Genomic DNA, 20182 nt, shown 5'->3' with positions numbered 1-20182 from the left:
CGTCCCATGCGATACCGATCGGTATCGTGAGGGACTCGACGGTATCGTTCTTTCCGCTGGGAGTGACAGTGAGAATTGCCGAGTACGTGACCTTCGACGCGGTCGGGCTCGCGGAGCTCGTGGCCCGGGGCGAGGTGACCCCCGCCGAGCTGGAAGCAGCCGCCCGCGAGGCCGCGAGGGCGGTCGATCCGCAGATCAACGCCATCGTCGAGACCTGGCCGACCGACGACGAGCCCACCCCCGGCAGCACACCGCTGGCCGGGGTCCCTTTCCTGATCAAGGACCTCGGAGTCTCCATGGCAGGGAGGCGCATGGAGCTGGGCAGCCGTCTCGCCGTCGGCAACGTCGCAGCTGCCGACTCCTCCCTGATGGTGCGTCTTCGCCGCGCGGGCCTCGTGACGTTCGGGCGCACCGCGACACCGGAGTTGGCCTACAGCATCACGACGGAACCACTCCTGCACGGCCCGGTCCGCAACCCATGGGATCTGGAGCGGAGCGCGGGCGGATCCAGCGGGGGAGCGGGCGCGGCTGTCGCGGCCGGGGTGGTCCCGATCGCACACGGCACCGACGCCGCGGGCTCGATCCGCATACCCGCCGCCTACAACGGCCTCTTCGGGCTCAAGCCCACCCGTGGCCGCGTCTCCATGGGCCCCGACGTCGACGAGATCTTCAGCGGGCTTGCCGTGCACGGCAGCGTCAGCCGCACGGTGCGCGACAGCGCGGCACTGCTCGACCGGATCCGCGGGCCGGAAGCGGGCGACCCCTACTTCGCCGAGCAGCCGCCCCGGCCCTATGCGGAGGAAATCACCCGCCACCCAGGAGTGCTGCGCATCGGTGTCCTCACCCAGGCATGGGGCGGACGCAGGACCACGAAACCGGTGGCCGACGCTCTCAGCCGTACCGTGCGCCTGCTCGAATCCCTCGGCCATCAGGTGGAGGAGGTCACGGTGGACCTCGGGGCCGACTGGGAGGAGTTCGTCCTGGCCAACGCCCGGCTGATGACGGCGAATCTCACGGCCTTGGTCGACGGTCTCGCCGCCGCCTTCGACCGGCCCGCCGACTCCTCGACCCTGGAGTCGGAGACCCTGGCCGGCTACCACTACGGGCAGCGGGTCAGCGGACCCCAGTTCGTCGCCGCCCTCGCGATGCGGAACAGGGTGGCTCGTAGCCTGGCGCGGTGCTTCGACGCCCGCGACGTGCTGCTCACCCCGACCTTGCCGGAGCTTCCGATGCCCCTGGGTGCTTACGCCGAGGGCACGGAGGCGCTTGACGGCCTCGGCTGGATCGAGCGCCTCAACGACCGCTCGCCGTTCACCACGGCGTTCAATGTCGCGGGCACGCCTGCCATGTCCGTGCCCGTGACGGCCGATCCCGGGACGGGGCTGCCGATCGGCATGCAGTTCGCCGCCGGCTACGGGCGCGAAGGCCGTCTCTTCCGCCTCGCAGGCCAACTGGAACAGGCAAGCCCGTGGTCGGGCCGCACCCCCGCGGTGTGGGCGGGGAACCACGGGGGCCGTCCCGGATAACGCGGCTTTGCTCAGCCCTTGGTGTGCGGGTCAGCCCTTGGCGCCCGGGTCGGACGGGCCGTACCAGACCGTCGTGGCGTTGCAGAACTCGCGGATGCCGTGCCCCGCGAGCTCACGTCCGTAGCCCGAGCGCTTGACGCCGCCGAAGGGCAGGCCCGGGTGGGAGGCGGTCATGCCGTTGAAGAAGACGCCGCCCGCCTGGATGTCCCGTACGCAGCGCTCGACGTCGGAGTCGTCGCGGGTCCACACGTTCGAGCTGAGCCCGAACGGCGAGTCGTTGGCCAGGGTTACGGCCTCGTCCAGGTCCGCCACGCGATAGAGCGTGGCCACCGGGCCGAACGCCTCCTCCCGGTGGATGCGCATCTGAGGGGTCACGTCGGCCAGGACGGTGGGGGAGTAGTACCAGCCACGCTCCTGCTCCTTGGGGCGCTGCCCGCCGCACAGCGCGGTGGCGCCGCGGTCGAGCGCGTTGTCGACGAGTTCCTCCAGGTCCTTGCGGCCCTGTTCGGTGGCGAGCGGGCCGACATCGGTGTCCTCGTCCGCCGGGTCGCCGACGGTCAACTCCCGCATGCCCGCGACGAATCGGTCACGGAAGGCGTCGTAGACGTCGGCGTGCACGATGAAGCGCTTGGCGGCGATGCAGGACTGCCCGTTGTTCTGCACCCGGGCGGTCACCGCGGTCGCGGCGGCCCGCTCGACGTCGGCGCTCGGCAGTACGAGGTAGGGATCGCTGCCGCCCAGCTCCAGGACGGTCTTCTTGATCTCGTCACCGGCGATGGACGCCACCGAGCGACCGGCCGGTTCGCTGCCGGTGAGAGTCGCCGCCGCGATCCGCTCGTCGCGCAGGATGCCCTCGACGGCACCCGAGCCGACCAGCAGCGTCTGGAAGCAGCCCTCGGGGAACCCGGCGCGGCGGAAGAGATCCTGGAGGTAGAGGGCCGTCTGGGGGACGTTCGACGCGTGCTTGAGCAGACCGACGTTGCCCGCCATGAGGGCGGGGGCCGCGAACCGTACGACCTGCCAGAGAGGGAAGTTCCACGGCATCACGGCCAGCACGACGCCGAGGGGGCGGTAGCGGACGACGGCCCGGTCCGCGCCGGAATCCGCGACGTCGGCCTGTGCGGGCCGCTCGTCCGCGAGCAGCTCCTCGGCCCGCTCGGCGTACCAGCGCATGGCCTTGACGCACTTGGCCGCCTCGGCCCTTGCCGCCTTGACGGGCTTGCCCATCTCGGTGGTCATGGTGCGGGCGATGAACGCGTTGTCCTCCTCGAGGAGATCGGCGGCCCGGTTCATCAGCCGGGCACGCTCGCTGAAATCGCTGGTGCGGTACCGGCCGAACGCGGCGTGGGCGGCCGCCAGACGAGCCTCGACCTTCACGTCATCGAGCTGCTCGAAGGTCTCGAGCGTCTCGCCGGTGGCGGGGTCGACCGTGGCGATGGGCATGCCGTTCCTCCTGGGACGCCTAGCGCGACTCGGGAGGATCCTCGTGGGGCTCCTCCCAGGAATCCGCGCGCGGCTGGGGTTCCTGTGGCGGGTCGGGGCGTCGAGTGACCTGCCGCCGTCCGAAAATGAACAGACCGAGCAGTACGACGACGATCACCACGCCGATGATCAGCATCAGCGACGAGGTTCCGCTTGCGGCGAGGGGCATGAATGGCCTCCTGTACGGCCCGAAGTCTGTGGTTCCGGGCATTGCGGGCCCCGGGATTCACCCTAGAGCGACATGCTCGGGCAAGCATGCGCAGCGACGTGACGGGTGCCCTGACATGCGGAGCGCACACTTCCTGTTTGCCGGCCGGGTTCCTCGGGCGGGGCCGTCAGAGGATCTCCAGGGGCTCCTTGCGCACTGGCGCGGGGAACGCGGCGTCCAGCGCCTTGAGGTCGTCGTCGGTGAGGCTGAGGTCGAGGGCGGCGTGGTTCTCCTCCACGTGCGCCGCGGTGGAGGCCTTCGGGATGGCGATGACGTCGTCGTGGCGCAGCACCCAGGCGAGCGCCACCTGAAGCGGTGTGCACCCGTGCGCCGACGCCACCGACTCCAGGGCCTGATGGCCGAGCAGTCGGCCCTGCTCCAGCGGGGAGTACGCCATCAAGGGCACCGAGCGTGCGCGGCACCAGGGGAACAGGTCGTACTCGGGGCCGCGGCGGGTGAGGTTGTAGAGCACCTGGTCCGTCTGCGGGAGGGCGCCTTCGGGGAGTTCCGTCAGGTCGTCGACATCGAGGTTGCTCACGCCCCAGGCGCCGATGCTGCCGTCGCTCACGAGGCCTTCGAGCGCCTCGACGGTCTCGGAGAGCGGGACACCGCCCCGCCAGTGCAGCAGATACAGGTCGATCTGTTCGGTGCCAAGACGGCGCAGGCTCGCGTGGCAGGCCTCGGCGGTGCCGCGGGCGTCGGCGTTCGACGGCAGCACCTTGCTCACCAGGAACACGTCGTCGCGGTGCCCGCGAATCGCCTCGCCGACCAGCTCCTCGGAGGCGCCCATCCCGTACATCTCCGCCGTGTCGATCAGCGTCATGCCCAGGTCCAGACCCCTGCGGAGGGAGGCCAACTCCTCGGCGCGGCGCGCAGGATCGTCGCCCATGTGCCAGGTGCCCTGGCCCAGGGCGGGCACGCTCACGCCGGAGGGGAAGGTCACTGTCCTAGCCGCTGCCATCACGTATCCCTTCTCGCACTTCTGCTCTCTGCTTCGCCAAGAACATCACCACGCCCCCGTGCCGTCGCACAACTGATCACCACCAGTACGCGGGATAGCGCGGCGCGCTGGGACGGGCACAGGAGGCGGCCCACCCCGCCAGGACGACCACGACGACCGATCCGGCGAGCAGGGGGACGAAGGTGGCGGGCCGGGGGTGGTGCAGGACGATGACGACGGCGGTGGCGCAGGCCGGCGAGTGCGGGGTGCGCGCCACGGTCATGACGGCGAGGCCGATGCCCGCGGCCAGCGCGGCGGCCCAGGGGGCGCTGCCCAGAGCGGCGAGGATCGCGTATCCGACGCCGGCGCACAGCAGATGCCCGGCGATCACGCTGCGCGGCTGGGCCAGCGGGAGCCGCGGGACGCTGTGCACGATCGCGGCGGACGCGGCGAGCGGGGGTATGAGGACCGGCTCGTGGACGACGGAACCGACGGCGACGAGCGCCAGCAGAACGGCGGTGACGGCACTGATGTTGTGCAGGGCGGTGCCCGCGGGCGGTGGGGCGGGGGCGCGGCCCGCAAGGCGGGGCAGGATGCGTGGACGTGTGCCGGTACGGGGGTGCGGCTGGGCAGGCGCGGGCGGCGCCTCGATGATTTCGTCGGTGCTCAAGAGAAGGACGTTCCGGACTTCAGCCGACGGGGGACCCGGACGGCGGGGTGACAGAGGGCAGGAGTCGCCACGGCCGCCCGTACGGTCGGCAGGGGGCGCCGGCACATCGGCGGCCCGGGGTCGGGGCGTCCGCGTACTCACCCGAGATCCTACGAAGTCGAGTCGCGCGGCTAGCGGCCAGGTCCGGTGATCACTGTGCTGACCTGGACCAATACAGTGATCATTTGACGTGCGACACGACGGGGGACCGTCAGGCGGCAGGGCAGAGCGCCGCGGGATCGGCCGGGGCCGAGGCGCGGGCCACGGCCGTGTGCACGGGACGGGCCGGGGCCGTGGCGGCGGCCTGCGAGCGGCTGCGTGCGAAGACGACGAGGCGCAGCACCACGAACCGCGCGACACCGGCGAGCGCGGAGGCCGTCAGGTAGACGACCTGCTCGAGCACCGCACCGGGCGACGTCACCAGCTGCTGCAGGACGAGCATCGCCACGCAGGTCACCGCATACGCGGCCGCAGCGGACCCGGCCGACTGGGCATGCTGGCGCCAGGTCGCGCGCCCGCCCGCACCGAACGTGAAGCGGGCGTGCAGCTCGGTGGCCAGGAGCGTGGAGACCGCGGTGACAAATGCGTTGGCCAGAACCCAGGGAATCCAGGAGGCTAGGCCCGCCACCGCGAAGCTGGAGGCGAGCCCCACCCCGCCGCCGCAGAGCACGAAGCGGGCGAACGCGGTGAAGGTGCCGGGCGCTGTCTGCTGCTGATTCTGTGCTGTCTTCATGGCCCGGCCCCTTAGATGACTCACTCCGCGTAACGCGCGTCCCTCGGCCTGCGAGGCCGAGGGATGCTCCCCTTGGTGCCATCATGGCACATGCGTGGCGCCATGTGGAGTCATTTATGGCACCACGTGTGCCGTCAGCGGCGTCACGGTGGATTCGGAGGGCGGATCGGTCGGGTGCTTGGCCTTGCCCGCGCCCCGCAGCAGGACGAGACAGAAGAGGCCCGCCGCGGCCATGACGACGGCCGCGCCGAGTGCCGCGAAGCCCATCCCGTGGGTGAAGGCGTCACGTGCCGCCGACAGCACGGTGTCCGCCGTGCTTGAGGGGAGTCCCGCGGCCACGGTCGTCGCGCCGCCCAGGGTTTCGCGTACCGCGTCGGCGTGCGGAACGCCCGCCGGGAGCGCGTCGGCCATGTCGCGGCCGTACACCGCCGCGCCGATCGAGCCGAGGATCGCCATGCCCAGGGCTCCGCCCAGCTCCTGCCCCGACTCGAGGACGGCCGCGGCCGAGCCCGCGCGTTCCGGCGGTGCGGCTCCGAGGGCGAGTTCATTGGCGAGCGTCATGGCGGCGACCAGGCCGCCCGCGTAGACCGATGCGCCGGCCAGCGTGACCCAGAGCGCCGTGTCGGCGTGCACCTGGGTCAGCCAGAGGAAGCCGCAGGCGGAGACGAGGAAGCCGCCGCCCATGACAAAGGCGCGGTCGACGTGCTGGGCGAGCACGGCCGCGACCGGGGCCATGACGGCCAGACCCGCGGCCGGCACCAGGCTCCACAGGGCGGCCTCGAACGGGCTCATCCCGAGGACGGACTGCAGATACTGCGTGAGATAGACGGCCATGCCCACCGTGGCGAACATGGCGAGGAGGTTGGCGACCACCGGGCCGCCGAAGGCGCGCCGGCCCAGCAGGCCGAGGTCGATCATCGGGTGCGTCAGACGCTTCTGGCGGTGCACGAAGACGAAGCCGAGCACCAGGCCCGATGTGACGCCGAGAGCGGGCAGCGGCTCGTAGCCGTGCTGGGCCAGCTCCTTGATGCCGTAGACGACCGGGAGCAGGGCGGCGAGCGAGAGTGCCGCGCTCAGCAGGTCGAAGCGGCCCTGCTGCGGCGCCTTGAACTCCGGCACCAGGAACGGGACCAGGGCGAGCAGGAGCGCCATCGCGGGCAGATTGATCAGGAAGACCGAACCCCACCAGAAGTGCTCAAGGAGCAGACCGCTGACCACGGGGCCCAGGGAGATGCCCGCGGTCATGACCCCCGTCCACAGGGTCACCGCCTGGGCGCGCTGCCTCGTGTCGCGGAACAGATTGCGGATCAGGGCGAGTGTGGACGGCATCAGGGCCGCGCCGCCGAGACCCAGCAACGCCCGTACGGCGATGAGCAGTTCGGCCGAATGTGCGTATGCGGCGGCGATCGAGGCCGCGCCGAAGACCGCGGCGCCCCCGAGCACCAGCGTGCGCCGGCCGACCCGGTCGCCGAGGGCGCCCATGGTGATCAGGAGGCCGGCGAGGACGAAGCCGTACATGTCGAGGATCCACAGCTGCTGTGTGGCGCTGGGTTCCAGGTCCTGGCTGATGTAGGGAATCGCGAAGTAGAGGATCGAGACGTCCATCGAGACCAGGAGCAGGGGCAGCATCAGGACGCCGAGGGCGGTCCATTCCTTGCGGCCCGCGCGGGTGTTGGGTGTGTTCTCCATGTCCGGCACGGAATCGGATCGGCGCGTACACCGCAAACAATGACCTAGTGCACCTCCCTGAGTGCCGCTGCCCAGCAGGGTGAGGGTGCACCTGGTGCACTAGTACAGTGAGCCCATGGCCGCCGACCCGCCCTATCTCCGCATCGCACAGGACATCCGCCACCGGATCGACTCCGGCGAGCTCGCTCCCGGCGACCGTGTCCCCTCCACCCGGCGCATCACCCAGGAGTGGGGCGTCGCCATGGCGACCGCGACGAAGGCGCTCGCCGCACTGAACCAGGAGGGCCTGGTACGCGCCGTGCCCGGTGTCGGCACGGTGGTCGCGGAGCCGGCGCGGGAGTACCGAGTGGCCCCCGGCCAGGGCCTGAACCGCGAGCGCATCATCCGCACCGCGATCGCGTTCGCCGACGCGGAGGGGCTCGCGGCGCTGTCCATGCGACGCGTCGCGGCCGAGTTCGGCACCTCCACCATGGCCCTGTACCGGCATGTCCCGAGCAAGGGCGAACTCGTACGGCTGATGTCGGAGGCGGTGTTCAGCGAGGAACCGCCGGGCCCAGGGCCGGGTGGCTGGCGTGCACAACTGGCCCGGGAGGCGCGGTGGTTGTGGGGTGCGTACGAGCGTCACCCCTGGCTGGGGCGGGCGATGGCCGCCCTCACCCGGCCGATCGCCTCACCCCACGCCATGCGGTACACGGAGCGTGTCCTCGCCGCCCTGAGCGGCGTGGGACTCACCCCGTACCAAATGATCCACGTCCACCTCTCGCTCCTCGCCCATGCCCAAGGTGTCGCGATGGCAAGCGAGTTGGAGGCCCAGGCGCGGCAGGACACCGGCATGACCCCCGAGGAGTGGATGACGTCCCACGAGCCCCGGATGGACGCGATCCAGACCAGCGGGGCCTATCCGATCCTGTCCACGCTCTTCGGCGAGGACGCATTCGACCTCGAGCTCGGCACGCTCTTCGAGTTCGGGCTCGAACGGCTCCTTGACGGAGTCGCGGAACTCATCGACGGCCAGGGCGTCCCCCAGTCCTGAAGGTCGTCAACGCACCAGGCAGGGGCGCTTGTTGTCGAACTGCCAGCCGGGGATGAGGTAGCGCATGCCGGTGGCGTCGTCGCGCGCGCCCAGTGCCTTGTGCAGGTACAGGTCGTGGGCCGCCAGGAGACGGTCCATGTCGAGCTCGATGCCCAGGCCGGGGGCGTCGGGCACGGCGATCTCGCCGTTGACGATGCGGGGCGGGGCGGTGGTGAGGCGCTCCAGGCCCTCCTGCCAGATCCAGTGGGTGTCCAGGGCGTTGTAGTCCCCGGGGGCCGCGGCCCCGCAGTGGGTGACCATGGCCAGGGATATGTCGAAGTGGTTGTTGGAGTGGCAACCCCAGGTGAGGCCCATCGCGTTGCACAGCTGCGCCACGCGCACGGAGCCCTGCATGGTCCAGAAGTGCGGGTCGGCGAGGGGGATGGAGACCGACTGCAGGGCCAGGGCGTGGGTCATCTGCCGCCAGTCGGTGGCGACCATGTTGGTGGCGGTCGGCAGCCCCGTGGCGCGGCGGAACTCGGCCAGGACCTCACGGCCGGAGTAGCCGTCCTCGGCGCCGCAGGGGTCCTCGGCATAGGCGAGCGTGTCGGTCAGGGGCGTGCACAGCTCGATCGCCTCGCGCAGCGACCATGCGCCGTTGGGGTCGAGGGTGATGCGGGCCTGGGGGAAGCGGTCCTTGAGCGCGCGTACGGCCGCGACCTCCTCGGCTCCCTCCAGGACGCCGCCCTTGAGCTTGAAGTCCCGGAAGCCATAGCGGTCGTAGGCGGCTTCGGCCTGCCGGACGATCGCGTCGGGGGACAGCGCCTGCTCGTGCCGGACGCGGTGCCAGTCGACGGGGGAATCGGGCTCGCGGACGTACTCCAGATCGGTGCGGTCGGGGTCGCCGACGTAGAAGAGGTAGCCGAGGACGCGGACGGAGTCGCGCTGCTGTCCGTCCCCGAGCAGCGCCGCGACGGGCACCTCCAGGTGCTGGCCCAGGAGGTCGAGCAGCGCGGATTCGACGGCGGTGACGGCGTGGACGGCGGTGCGCAGGTCGAACGTCTGGGCGCCGCGTCCGCCTGCGTCACGGTCGGCGAAGCGGTCGCCGATCTCGCGCAGGACGCGCTTGTAGTCACCGACGCGGGCGCCGACGACGAGGGACTCGGCGTCGCGCAGGGTCTGGGTTATCTTCTCGCCGCCCGGCACTTCGCCCAGGCCCGTGCGGCCCTCGGAGTCCCGCAGGACCACGATGTTGCGGGTGAAATAGGGGCCGTGCGCGCCGGAGAGGTTCAGCTCCATGCAGTCCCGGCCTGCGACCGGGTAGACGCTGAACGCGGTGACGGTCGGCTGCCTGTTCATGATCACGGATTCCTCGGGTGTCGGAGGTAGGGGGAGTTCGAAGCGGGGTGCGGGTCGGGTGGTGGGTCAGAGGCTGAGGACGTCCAGGGCCCACTCCACCGCGAGTACGCCGCCGAGGCCGAGGATCGCGAGCACCGTCGTATAGGTGGTGCGGACCTTGATCGCCTCGATGACGGAGAGGTTGAAGTACTCCTTGAACAGCCAGAATCCGGGGTCGTTGACGTGCGAGAAGGCGATCGATCCGCAGGAGACGGCGAGCACCAGGATCTCGGGGTGGACGCCGCTGTTCGCCAGGAGCGGCAGCACCACACCGGAGGCGGTGACGACGGCGACCGTGGCGGAGCCGAGGGCGATACGCAGGATCACCGCGATGAGCCACGCGAGGATGATCGGCGAGATGGACCAGCTGTCGGTGGTGTCCTTGATGTGGTCGGATATGCCGCCTTCGACGAGGACGTTCTTGAAGGCACCGCCCGCCCCGATCACCAGCAGGATCATCGCCATGGCCTGCGCCGCCGACGTACAGGAAGCGCTGACGTCGGCCAGGCTGCGGCCGATGCGCGGGCCGAACGCCCAGATCGCCAGGAGGAGGGTCAGAAGAAGCGCGATGGGTGCCGAGCCGATGAAGGTGACGAAGTGGAGGAACGGGCTCTCGCCTGAGGTGGCCATCTCGGTCACCGAGGCACCGGCGATCAGTACGACGGGGAAGAGCGCCACGGTCAGCGCCCAGCCCATGCCGGGCATCTCCTCGTCGGTGAACTCGCGCTCGCTGACGAGGCCCTTGGGGATGGAGGGGTTCATCGCCTTGATGAACGGAAGCCGCGGCCACACGAGCGCGATCAGCGCGCCGGCGGGTACCGCGATGAACAGGCCGTAGACCAGGGTGAGTCCGACGGAGGCGTGGAACGTCGCGGCCACGGCGGTGGGGCCCGGATGCGGAGGCAGGAAGCTGTGCATCGTGGAGAGCGTGATGGACATCGGAAGCCCGATCCACAGCAGCTTCGCCCCGGTGACGCGTACGAGGGTGAAGGCGATGGGCACGATGATGATGAAGGCGACCTCGTAGAACATGGTGACGCCGATGAGCATGGACGTGACCACCATGGCCACTTGGACCCATCGCGGTCCGAAGGCGTCCAGCATCTTGTTGGCGATGCGCTGCGCGGCACCGGAGTCCCCCATGACGCGGCCGACCATGGCGCCGAGCCCGATGACGAGCATGGTGTCGCCGATCTGGCCGCCGATGCCCTCCGAGAGGACGTCGGGGATCGTGGCGACCGGAATCCCCTGTACGAGGGCGACGGCGACCGCCACGAACAGGAGGGCGGCGAAACCGTTCAGTTTCAGCCGGGTCATGAGGAACAGCAGGACCAAGACGCTGATCCCGACTACGACGAGCGGCATTTCAGTTCCCCTTTGAACTGTGGATGCGGGTGTGTTCAGGGCCTGTGCCGCGTGGCCCGGACCAGGTCAAGACCGGCGTCGAGCACCTTCTCCAGGTCGGCGATGTCCTCAGGGCCGGGGTCGGTGAGGGGCGCGCGCACCGGGCCGACCGGGAGGCCGCGCAGCCGGGCGGCGGCCTTGACGAGCGAGACGGCGTATCCGGGAGCCCGGTCGCGCAGCTCGACCAGCGGGACGTAGAACTCCCGAAGGAGCCGGTCCACCGCGGTGTCGTCCCGTTCCCGCAGTGCGGTGAAGAAGGCGTTCGCGATCTCGGGGGCGAAGGCGTGGACGGCGGAGGAGTAGGCAGGGACACCGACGGTGGCGTACGCACGGGCCTGGATCTCCGCGGTGGCGGCGCCGTTGAAGAAGAGGAAGCCGTCGGGGGCGGCAAGGGTGAGGCGCTGCAGCCGGTCGAGGTCGCTGTGCCCGTCCTTGAGGCCGATGACGGTGGGGATCCCGGCGATCCGGCGCAGGGCATCGGCACGGAAGGTGACCTGGCCGCGCTGATAGGCGATGAGAGGAAGCCGCGTGCCGGCGGAGAGGCGGCGCAGCTGTTCCACCAGGCCGTCCTGTGACGCCTCGACCAGGTAGTGGGGCATCACCAGCAGGGCGTCCGCGCCCTCCTCCTCCGCGATCCGGGCGAACCGCAGCGACTGGGCCCACCCATAGCCGGTGCCCGCCACCACCGGCAGCCGGCCGTCGGCGACCTCGACCGTGACCCTGATGACCGCGCGGTACTCCTCCTCGTCGAGCGAGAAGAACTCGCCGGTTCCGCACGCGGGGAACACCGCGCCCGGCTGCGCCGCCAACTGAGCCGTCAGATAGGAGCGGTAGGACTCCAGGTCCAGGCCGCCGTCGCTGTCCATGCTCGTCAGCGGGAAGGACAGCACGCCGCGCGCCATGCCCTCCCGCAGCCGCTGGGCAACGCTCTGGGGCGTCGTACTGAGCTTGGTCGTGCTGTGTTCGTTCATGCCGTGCTCGTTCATGAATCTCATCTCTATATGCAGATGGCGTCCACGTATGAGAATGGAGGCTAGGGTCATGAATGACAGGGGTCAATGGGTGGACGCCGCGGATCTACGATGGGCGCATGGCGGAGAGCAGCAGCACGGACCGCGCGGCCGGCCCGGGAGTCCGCGGGGTGAAGTCGGCGCTGCGCACCGTCGCGCTGCTTGAGCTGCTCGCCGAACGCGCCGACCGGCCGGCCCGCCTTGACGAACTCGCCGAAGAGATGGACGTGCCGCGCAGCAGCATGTACCAGCTGCTGCGGACCCTGGTCGACTGCGGCTGGGTGCGCACGGACACCACCGGATCCCTCTACGGCATCGGCATCCGCACGCTGCTCACCGGCACGAGCTACCTCGACGGTGACGCGCGGGTGCGCGCCATCCGCCCGTATCTGGACGAGGCCTCGGACGCCCTGGGCGAGACGATCCACCTGGCACGGCTCGACGGCCCGAACGTCGTGTACCTCGCGACCCGTGAGTCCCACGAGTACCTGCGCACCATCAGCCGGGTCGGCCGCCGCGTCCCCGCGCACGCCGGAGCCCTCGGCAAGGCACTGCTTGCCGAGCGGCCGGACGCCGAACTCCCGCTCGGCGAAGGCCCGTTGACCGCGTTCACGCAGAGCACGCACACCGACCGCGCCGTGCTGCTCGCCGACCTCGGACGGGTGCGTGAGCGCGGCTACGCGATCGACCGCGAGGAGACGGTGAGCGGCATCGCGGGCTTCGGCTTCGCCCTGCGCTACGACGCGCCGGCCGTCGACGCCATCAGCTGCTCGGTGCCCGTGGCCCGGCTCACCGACGCACACCAGAGCCGCGTCGTGTCCGTCATGCGGGAGATCCAGACGAAGATCGAAAGCCTCCTGTCCCCCGTCTCGGGCGCGCCCGACTGGCGCTGACGGTCCGCGAAAGTCGGTGGCGCGCCGGACCCTCGCGGGCGACCATGGCCCGCATGAGCGACCGACCCGAACGATGGACGCAGGCGACCACCTACCCCGACATGTGGGCCGACCCGGACGACGACCCGCGCAACAGCGACGGAGTCAGCCCGGACGGTGAGCTGGCGACGCTGCAGGACTTCCTGAAGAGCTACCGCCTGACCCTGCGGATGAAGTGCGAGGGGCTGACCCCTGAGCAACTGGCCCTCCGTTCGGTACCGCCGTCGACGATGTCGCTGCTCGGCCTGGTGCGGCACCTCGCCGAGGTGGAGCGGGACTGGCGCAACTGGCTCCGCGACGGCGATCAGCTGCCGAAGCTGTACGGCGAGCGCGACGCGGACTTCGACGGAGCGGTCGGCGAGCAGGCCCAGGTCGATGCCGCGTACGCCGATCTGGCGCGCGAGCAGGCCGCGTTGGACGCCGAGCTGGCCCAGCACCCGGACCTGGGCGAGCGGTTGGGCAAGGACGGGTTCGCGGTCCGGGAGCTCATGGTGCACAGGATCGAGGAGTACGCCCGGCACTGCGGGCAGGCCGACCTGCTGCGTGAGTGCATCGACGGCAGGGTCGGCCAGTAGCGTCAACTCGGCTCCCCCTTGCAGGGGTTCCTCTGCCCGCGCCCGCTGCTCGGTGTGGCCCGGCGGCCTCGACGTTCCGCTACCGAGCGGTGTGTGCGTTGTGCGAAGATCCGGAGACCATTCGACGGTCACCGCGAGCGGACTCGGCTCCGTGGTGCCGTCGGCAACGGCCCAGCGGCCAGGCGGACTTACCGGGTGGGGAAGGCGGGAGCATAGCGGTGGCGCCACAGCCATGGACTTCCGGCGTGCGGTTGGCGGCCGAGAACGACATTGCACCGGCGCGGCAGTTGCCGCAGCCGTCGGTGCTGTTGGTCGAGGACGATCCCGGCGACGCGCTCCTGGTCGAGGAACTCGTCGCCGACAGCGCCCTGAAGATGCGCCTGCGGTGGGTGCGCTCCATGTCCGAGGCGCGTGAGGCACTGGCCTTGGAGGTGCCGGACTGCGTGCTGCTCGACCTCCATCTGCCGGATGCCCAGGGGCTGGAGGCCGTGTCCATGGTCCAGTCCCATGCCGACCAGGTCGCGGTCGTCGTGCTCACGGGCCTCGCCGAGGAGGAGACCGGCCTCGCCGCCGTGACCGCGGGGGCCCAGGACTACCTCGTCAAGGGCCGGGTGGAACCGGAGCTGTTCGGCCGGGCCGTGCGCTACGCGATCCAGCGCAAGCAGGCCGAGCAGGCGGGCGTCGCCCTGAAGGCCAGCCAGATGCAGGCCCAGGAGAACGCCCGCCTCGAACGGGGACTGCTGCCGAGGCCGCTCCTGAACAGCGCGGGTGTGGACGTCGTGGCCCGCTACCGGCCAGGCCGCGCCCAGGCCCTGCTTGGCGGCGATTTCTACGACATCGTCCAGGGCGCGGACGGCACCGTGCACGCGCTCATAGGGGACGTCTCCGGCCACGGCCCCGACGAGGCGGCCCTCGGCGTCGCGCTGCGCATCGCCTGGCGCACGCTGGTGCTCAGCGGCGTCACCGGCCCCGAACAGGTGGGCAGGCTCGAGGAGATCATGCTGGCGGAGCGTGCGAAGCCGTATGTCTTCGCCACGCTGACGAGCCTCTCCGTCCCGGCGGGGGCACAGCACGTGCGGCTGACGCGCGCCGGCCATCCCGGGATGCTGCTGCGCACCGCGGAGGGCGGCGTCGAGTGGGTCGAGGTGGCCGGCGGTCCTGCCCTGGGCGTCGTGCCCGGCGCGCTGCGCTGGCCGGTCGAGGAGGTGCCCCTTCCCGCGGGCTCGGCACTGGTGCTGTTCACCGACGGCCTGTTCGAGGGGCATGTGGGCAAGGGCCGCCGGCGTCTCGGCGAAGAAGGACTCCTCGGCCTCGCACGGGGGTTGGCCGAGCTGGCGCCGGAGGCGTTCGTCGACACGCTCATCCAGCGGGCCGAGGATCTCGCCGAGGACCAGGGCGGCCTGGCCGACGACGTGGCCGTGGTGCACCTGCACTGGCACGGGGACGGCGACGGGCCGACGCGAGCGGTGGCCGAAGGGCGCTACAAGAGCAGTATCGGGGAGCAACGCCGTGGCTGAGACGAGGAGCAGGGCATGGATCGGCCGTCGGCTGACGGTGCAGGGCTGGTTCCAGCTGGTGCTGGCTCTGATGGCGCTTCTGGTGGTCGTCGGCACCGTGGTCGGCGCCCGCCTCCTTGGACAGACCGCGGACGTGACCGACCAGTTGACCGACCGCCTCCAGCCCGCCCGGACGCAGGCGTACCGCCTGCAGGCAGCTCTGGTGAACCAGGAGACCGGCGTCCGGGGCTACGCCATCACCGCCGACCGTCAGTTCCTCGACCCCTACGTCCAGGGCAAGCGGGACGAGGCCCGCGCCGCCGCTCGGCTGCGCGACCTCATCGGCGACCGGCCCCGCCTGATGGCGGACCTCAAGGCGGTCCAGCGGGAGGCGGCGGACTGGCGGCGCGCCTACGCCGAGCCGCTGGTGGCCGATGTGACGCCCGGTGAGCCACGCGCCGTCGCGGCGACGAACGCAGGGCGCGGCAAGAAGGTCTTCGACCGGATCCGCACGGTGTGGGCCGCGCAGAACGCCGACCTGGCACGGGCCGTCGAGGACGGCAAGGACGAGCTGGACAGCACCCGCACGGTGCGCACCGTGATCCTCGGCGCCATGGTGGCGGTCTTCCTGCTGTCCGGGATCGCCCTGGCGTTCCTGGTGCGCACGCTGGTGGCCCGCCCTCTGGAGGCGTTGCGCGTCTCGTCGCGCCAGGTGGCGCGCGGCGCTTTCGACCACGTCATCACGGTCGACGGTCCAGCGGACCTCAGGGCGGTGGCAGAGGACGTGGAGGGCATGCGGCAGCAGATGGTGGCGGAACTGGAAGCCTCACGCCGCCAGCGGGACGTGCTGACCCAGCAGGCGGCAGAACTGGACGCCCAGGCCGTGGAACTGCGGCGCTCCAACGCCGAACTGGAGCAGTTCGCCTACGTCGCGTCGCACGACCTGCAGGAGCCCCTGCGCAAGGTCGCCTCCTTCTGCCAGCTCCTGGAGAAACGGTACGCAGACACGCTCGACGACCGGGCCAAGCAGTACATCGACTTCGCGGTCGACGGCGCCAAGCGCATGCAGGTCCTCATCAACGACCTGCTCACCTTCTCCCGGGTCGGGCGCCTCAACGACGCCCGGGTGCCCGTCGACCTCGACCAGGCCCTCACCAAGGCGCTTGCCAACCTGGACACCTCCGTCCGGGACACCGGCGCGCTCGTCGAACGTCCGCAGAAGCTGCCCGAGACCGTCGGCGACCCGACGCTCCTGACGATGCTCTGGCAGAACCTCGTCGGCAACGCCGTCAAGTTCCACCACCCCGAGCGCACCCCGCGGATCCGGATCACCTGCGAAAAAGACGAGGGCTCCGGCACCTGGAACCTCTGTGTCACCGACAACGGCATCGGCATCCCCGAGGAGTTCGTGGAGAAGGTGTTCGTGATCTTCCAGCGGCTGCACGGCCGCGACGCCTACGGGGGCACCGGCATCGGCCTGGCGCTGTGCAAGAAGATCGTCGAGCATCACGGCGGCCACATCTGGATCGACAGCGGCCACACCGGGGGGACACGTGTGTGCTTCACCCTGCCGTCCGACGCCGATGCCGACCCCCGCACCGCACAGGACTCCGCATCCCGCACCGAGGAGAAGGCCCTGACATGAGCACCCCTTCCGCCACGCCGATCGACGTGCTCCTCGTGGAGGACGACCCGGGCGACGAGCTGATGACGCGCGAGGCGTTCGAGGACAACAAGATCCGCAACAAGCTGCACGTGGCCCGGGACGGCGAGCAAGCGCTCGACTTCCTCTACCAGCGCGGTGCGTACACGGAAGTGCCGCGTCCCGATCTCATCCTGCTCGACCTCAACCTCCCCAAGTACGACGGGCGCCAGGTCCTTCAGAAGATCAAGTCGGACCCGGACCTGAAGGACATCCCGGTGGTGGTGCTCACCACGTCGGCCGCGGAGGAGGACATCCTGCGCAGCTACAAACTGCACGCGAACGCCTACGTCACCAAGCCGGTCGACCTGGATCAGTTCATCGCCGCGGTACGCCAGATCGATGACTTCTTCGTCCAGGTCGTACGCCTGCCGCGCCGCCACGGCTGAGTCTTCACCCCTCTCCCGTCATGCCACTTGGTGTGATCGCACAATCTCGTCCGCCGAGGGATAGCCGCGGGTGGTCCATCGCGTCGTGATGGTTGCCAAGAAGGGGAGGGTCGATGGAGGCCTCAAGTCACGACGAGTTCCGCGAGTTCGTAGCCATGCGCTCCACCGCGCTGCTGCGGCTCGCGGTGCTGCTCACCGGCGGGGACCGGCACGCGGCGGAGGATCTGCTGCAGATCGCGCTGATGAAGGCCTATGGACGCTGGGCGCGCATCGAACAGCCGGAGGCGTACGTCCGGCAGATCTTGTACCGCCAGCAGGTCAACCGCTGGCGACTGCGCGGACACCGGGCCGAGACGACGGTGCCCGTGCTGCCCGAGTCCGCCAGGGAGGGCGCGGAGTCGGAATCCGAGCTGCGGATCGCGCTGTGGGCGGCGCTGCGTCGTCTCTCGAAGCGGCAGCGGGCCGTGGTCGTACTGCGCTACTTCGAGGACCTGCCGGAGGCCGAGGTCGCGGCGCTGCTGAGATGCCCGGTCGGCACGGTGCGCAGCACGGCACACCGGTCGCTCGCCAAGCTCCGTGTCCTCGTGCCGGAGCTCGGGCCCGAAAGGCCCGTGGACCAGGTCCAGCCGCTCAGCTATTCGCCGAAGGAGATGCAGGGATGACGACGGACCACGTCGAGGAGAAGGTCCGGGAGACGCTGCACGCGGTCGCCCTTGACCGGGTGCGGGCGCCCGGGGACCTGGTCGAGCAGGTCGTACGGCGGCGCAGCAGGCGCCGTTTCTCGCAGGCCGCGGGGGCGGCGGTGGCCGTTGCCGCGATCAGCGTGGGGGCGGTGCTCGGCTTCGGGGGCGGCGCCGGCGGGGAGCAGGACCGGCCTGTGCGTCCCGCGGCGTCGCCGGAGGGCTGGAAGCCGTGGCAGAACGACGCCGCGGGTGTCGCCGAGCGGGGCTGTGTGGTGGACGGTTCGGCGCTGTACTGCGCCGGGTCCAAGTACGACGCCGCGAAGTTCGACGCCAACACCGGCGAGCGCCTGTGGACGGTCAAGGTCAATCGCGAGGGCGACGGCCCTGACCACCCGTTCGCCGTGCGCGACGGCGTGGTCTACGCCTACCGCAATCACACCGCCAAGAACCTGCCGGACGGGGACTATATGGGCGGTACCGATCTGATGGCGGTGGACGCCGACAACGGCGACGTGCTGTGGAAGAAGAAGATGCCGCAGGACGACCGCACCGACCAGGCCGCCATGCTCATCGACGGGGCGGTCCTCGCGAACACCCCGTCACTGCGCACGATGTCGGCCCTCGACCCGCTGACCGGCAAGGAGAAGTGGCGCCACACCTGGGACAAGGGCATCGCGTGCGAGCGGGCGGTCCTGAGCGGCGTACCCCATCTCCTGTGCACGCCGGACACGGAGAAGCCGGGCGACACCGATGTCATCCGGCTCGATCCCGCCACCGGCGACGCCAAGAAGATCACGACCATCCCCGGCAGGCACCAGTTCATGGGGACGTCGGGGGACCGGATGGTCCTGATCGAACAGAGGGATCCGGCCGCCAAGGTCAGGCACATGACCACCGTCGACAGCTCCGGGAAGCAGACCTCGCACTCCCATCGGATCGAGGGGAAGGTGGCCGGTTCGGACGTCGTCGGCGATCGTCTGATCTCCGTGAGCTGGGAGGGCAACGCGTCGGCCTACTCACTGACCACGGGAGAGAAGCTGTGGACCGCACCGGTGGGCGTCAAGATGCCCGGTGAGGAGATGGTGACGGGCATCGCGCCTCCCGTGGTCTCGGCGAGGCAGGGGGTCGTGTACTTCTTCAGCCCGAACGGAGACCTCTCCGGCCTCGATCTGCGCACGGGCGAGAAGGTCTGGCGCGATCACGTCGACACCGGCAAGCAGCAGGGGCCCAGCTTCGCGAACCCGCCCCAACTCATGCTCTACGGGGATGTGCTGGTCGCCCAGAAGGGAACCATGACGGTCTCCCTCCTGCCGCGGATCGGCGACTGACCGAAGGCCGTCGGCCGGGGGCGGGACACCTGCCCCCGGCCGACGGCCCGTGTCGTGGCGCGAGCTCGACGCTCAGCCAAGCACCCGACTCGACGCTCAGCCAAGCACTCGAACCGTCACGCGGTCTCGGACGTGGGGCGAGGCGCGCGGCGCATCGCCCACAAGGTCGGTCCGCCGCCCGGGAGTTGGACCTCGCCAAGCACCGTGAAGCCGAAGTGCTCGTAGACGGGGAGGTTGGACGGCTTGGAGGACTCCAGGTACACGGGCAGGCCGTCCGCGTCGGCCTTGGCGAGACCCGAGCGCAGCAGGGCGGCCCCGTGGCCCTGCCCCTGGACGGTGGGGTCCGCGCCGAGCACGGCCAGGTACCAGTGCGGCTCCTGGGGGCCGTGCCCGGCGGCGGCCTCCACGGCCTGCTGGAACAGCGGCGCCTGGTCGCCCAGGATCGCCGTGAGTTCTTGGATGGTCTCCGCGTCGGGAACGGCCTTGTCCTGCGCGCCCGGCGGCACCCAGTAGGCGGCCGCGGCCGGGGTGTGCTCGCATACGCCGTGGCGGACGTACTGCCGGGTGAAGATCGTGGCGAAGTAGCGGCCGAGCCCCGCCTCACGCGTGGCGTCGTCGGGGAAGAACCAGCGCATCATCGGGTCGTCGTCGAAGGCGCGGGCCAGGGTGCGGCCGATCGGCGAGGCGTCGTCGAGCGTTGCCGTCTTCGGAGTGTTCGATATCGACATAAGGGCCATTCTGCACGTGATGATCTTCGTCGGCGGGGCGGGGGTCCCAGGACATCGTCGGCCCCGGCCCGGAGGCGTGAGGCGGATCGCCTCGGTGGCGAGAAGACCCCGAACTGGCCTCGGAGAGCGCCGCATCGGGCTGCGCGAGCGAGGGTGCACGGCGCCCAGGCAGGCACTGGCCGCAGCCTGGGCGTGGAACGCCGCGTCGCCCTCGGCGGCATCGCCCCCGAGGCCGTCG

19 protein-coding genes are annotated in these 20182 nt (G+C 70.6%); 9 read left to right on the top strand and 10 right to left on the bottom strand.

The genetic code is table 11. From position 1 onward, the window contains the following. The first annotated feature begins 68 nt into the window (after nt 1-68). Nucleotides 69-1526 carry an amidase gene (locus ABZ833_RS01545; protein ID WP_361039515.1) on the top strand — a complete coding sequence of 486 codons (1458 nt, stop codon included), beginning with the start codon at nt 69-71 and terminating at the stop codon, nt 1524-1526. 30 nt (nt 1527-1556) lie between these two features. On the opposite strand, the gene ABZ833_RS01540 is transcribed toward ABZ833_RS01545, so the two are convergent. The 6 genes from ABZ833_RS01540 to ABZ833_RS01515 form a co-directional block, all read right to left on the bottom strand. Beyond that, nucleotides 1557-2969, bottom strand: a complete 1413-nt coding sequence (locus ABZ833_RS01540) for an NADP-dependent succinic semialdehyde dehydrogenase (protein WP_361039512.1) — start codon at nt 2967-2969, stop codon at nt 1557-1559. A gap of 19 nt (nt 2970-2988) precedes the next feature. Further along, nucleotides 2989-3177 (bottom strand): DUF6479 family protein, encoded by a 189-nt coding sequence (locus ABZ833_RS01535; RefSeq protein WP_249585488.1) that lies wholly within the window; start codon nt 3175-3177, stop codon nt 2989-2991. Nucleotides 3178-3343: 166 nt separating this feature from the next. Further along, nucleotides 3344-4177 carry an aldo/keto reductase gene (locus ABZ833_RS01530; RefSeq protein WP_361039510.1) on the bottom strand — a complete coding sequence of 278 codons (834 nt, stop codon included), beginning with the start codon at nt 4175-4177 and terminating at the stop codon, nt 3344-3346. 76 nt (nt 4178-4253) lie between these two features. Continuing rightward, entirely contained in the window at nt 4254-4826 is a 573-nt protein-coding gene (locus ABZ833_RS01525; protein ID WP_361039507.1) for an HPP family protein, read from the bottom strand. Nucleotides 4827-5076: 250 nt separating this feature from the next. Next, nucleotides 5077-5598, bottom strand: a complete 522-nt coding sequence (locus ABZ833_RS01520; protein WP_361039505.1) for a hypothetical protein — start codon at nt 5596-5598, stop codon at nt 5077-5079. 114 nt (nt 5599-5712) lie between these two features. Beyond that, the gene (locus ABZ833_RS01515; protein WP_361039502.1) at nt 5713-7287 is read right to left on the bottom strand and encodes an MFS transporter; all 1575 of its coding nucleotides are present in this window, start codon (nt 7285-7287) and stop codon (nt 5713-5715) included. 115 nt (nt 7288-7402) lie between these two features. Here ABZ833_RS01515 and ABZ833_RS01510 point away from each other — a divergent pair, with 115 nt between their 5' ends. Beyond that, nucleotides 7403-8320 carry a GntR family transcriptional regulator gene (locus ABZ833_RS01510; protein ID WP_361039500.1) on the top strand — a complete coding sequence of 306 codons (918 nt, stop codon included), beginning with the start codon at nt 7403-7405 and terminating at the stop codon, nt 8318-8320. A 6-nt stretch (nt 8321-8326) separates the two neighbouring features. Here ABZ833_RS01510 and ABZ833_RS01505 read toward each other — a convergent pair whose 3' ends face one another. The 3 genes from ABZ833_RS01505 to ABZ833_RS01495 all read right to left on the bottom strand — a co-directional run bounded on the left by ABZ833_RS01505 (nt 8327) and on the right by ABZ833_RS01495 (nt 12072). Next, nucleotides 8327-9658 carry an enolase C-terminal domain-like protein gene (locus ABZ833_RS01505; protein WP_361039497.1) on the bottom strand — a complete coding sequence of 444 codons (1332 nt, stop codon included), beginning with the start codon at nt 9656-9658 and terminating at the stop codon, nt 8327-8329. Nucleotides 9659-9724: 66 nt separating this feature from the next. Further along, nucleotides 9725-11062, bottom strand: a complete 1338-nt coding sequence (locus tag ABZ833_RS01500) for a gluconate:H+ symporter (protein WP_361039494.1) — start codon at nt 11060-11062, stop codon at nt 9725-9727. Between the two features lie 35 nt (nt 11063-11097). Next, nucleotides 11098-12072: a 5-dehydro-4-deoxyglucarate dehydratase gene (locus tag ABZ833_RS01495; protein ID WP_361039491.1), complete on the bottom strand. Its 975-nt coding sequence runs from the start codon at nt 12070-12072 to the stop codon at nt 11098-11100. Between the two features lie 119 nt (nt 12073-12191). Between ABZ833_RS01495 and ABZ833_RS01490 the strand changes: the two genes are divergently transcribed. The 7 genes from ABZ833_RS01490 (at nt 12192) to ABZ833_RS01460 (ending at nt 19216) form a co-directional block, all read left to right on the top strand. After that, complete coding sequence (locus tag ABZ833_RS01490) at nt 12192-13004, top strand: IclR family transcriptional regulator (RefSeq protein WP_361039488.1); 813 nt, start codon at nt 12192-12194, stop codon at nt 13002-13004. A 44-nt stretch (nt 13005-13048) separates the two neighbouring features. Next, complete coding sequence (locus tag ABZ833_RS01485; RefSeq protein WP_361039486.1) at nt 13049-13618, top strand: DinB family protein; 570 nt, start codon at nt 13049-13051, stop codon at nt 13616-13618. A 245-nt stretch (nt 13619-13863) separates the two neighbouring features. Beyond that, the gene (locus tag ABZ833_RS01480; protein WP_361041290.1) at nt 13864-15135 is read left to right on the top strand and encodes a fused response regulator/phosphatase; all 1272 of its coding nucleotides are present in this window, start codon (nt 13864-13866) and stop codon (nt 15133-15135) included. A gap of 70 nt (nt 15136-15205) precedes the next feature. Continuing rightward, nucleotides 15206-16759 (top strand): CHASE3 domain-containing protein, encoded by a 1554-nt coding sequence (locus tag ABZ833_RS01475; RefSeq protein WP_361041287.1) that lies wholly within the window; start codon nt 15206-15208, stop codon nt 16757-16759. Then, complete coding sequence (locus ABZ833_RS01470; protein ID WP_361039483.1) at nt 16756-17205, top strand: response regulator; 450 nt, start codon at nt 16756-16758, stop codon at nt 17203-17205. Before ABZ833_RS01475 ends, ABZ833_RS01470 begins: the two co-directional genes overlap by 4 nt. A gap of 113 nt (nt 17206-17318) precedes the next feature. After that, nucleotides 17319-17867: a SigE family RNA polymerase sigma factor gene (locus ABZ833_RS01465; RefSeq protein ID WP_361039481.1), complete on the top strand. Its 549-nt coding sequence runs from the start codon at nt 17319-17321 to the stop codon at nt 17865-17867. Further along, entirely contained in the window at nt 17864-19216 is a 1353-nt protein-coding gene (locus tag ABZ833_RS01460; protein ID WP_361039478.1) for a PQQ-binding-like beta-propeller repeat protein, read from the top strand. Before ABZ833_RS01465 ends, ABZ833_RS01460 begins: the two co-directional genes overlap by 4 nt. A gap of 116 nt (nt 19217-19332) precedes the next feature. Here the strand turns inward: ABZ833_RS01460 and ABZ833_RS01455 are convergent, their stop codons facing one another. After that, the gene (locus ABZ833_RS01455) at nt 19333-19953 is read right to left on the bottom strand and encodes a GNAT family N-acetyltransferase (RefSeq protein WP_361039475.1); all 621 of its coding nucleotides are present in this window, start codon (nt 19951-19953) and stop codon (nt 19333-19335) included. Nucleotides 19954-20182 lie beyond the last annotated feature (229 nt).

The sequence above is a fragment of the Streptomyces sp. NPDC047525 genome, assembly GCF_040643025.1.
Taxonomy (GTDB): Bacteria; Actinomycetota; Actinomycetes; order Streptomycetales; family Streptomycetaceae; genus Streptomyces; species Streptomyces durmitorensis.
The sequence above is the reverse complement of the archived record's forward strand: the minus strand, read 5'-3'. Positions and strand labels throughout refer to the sequence as shown.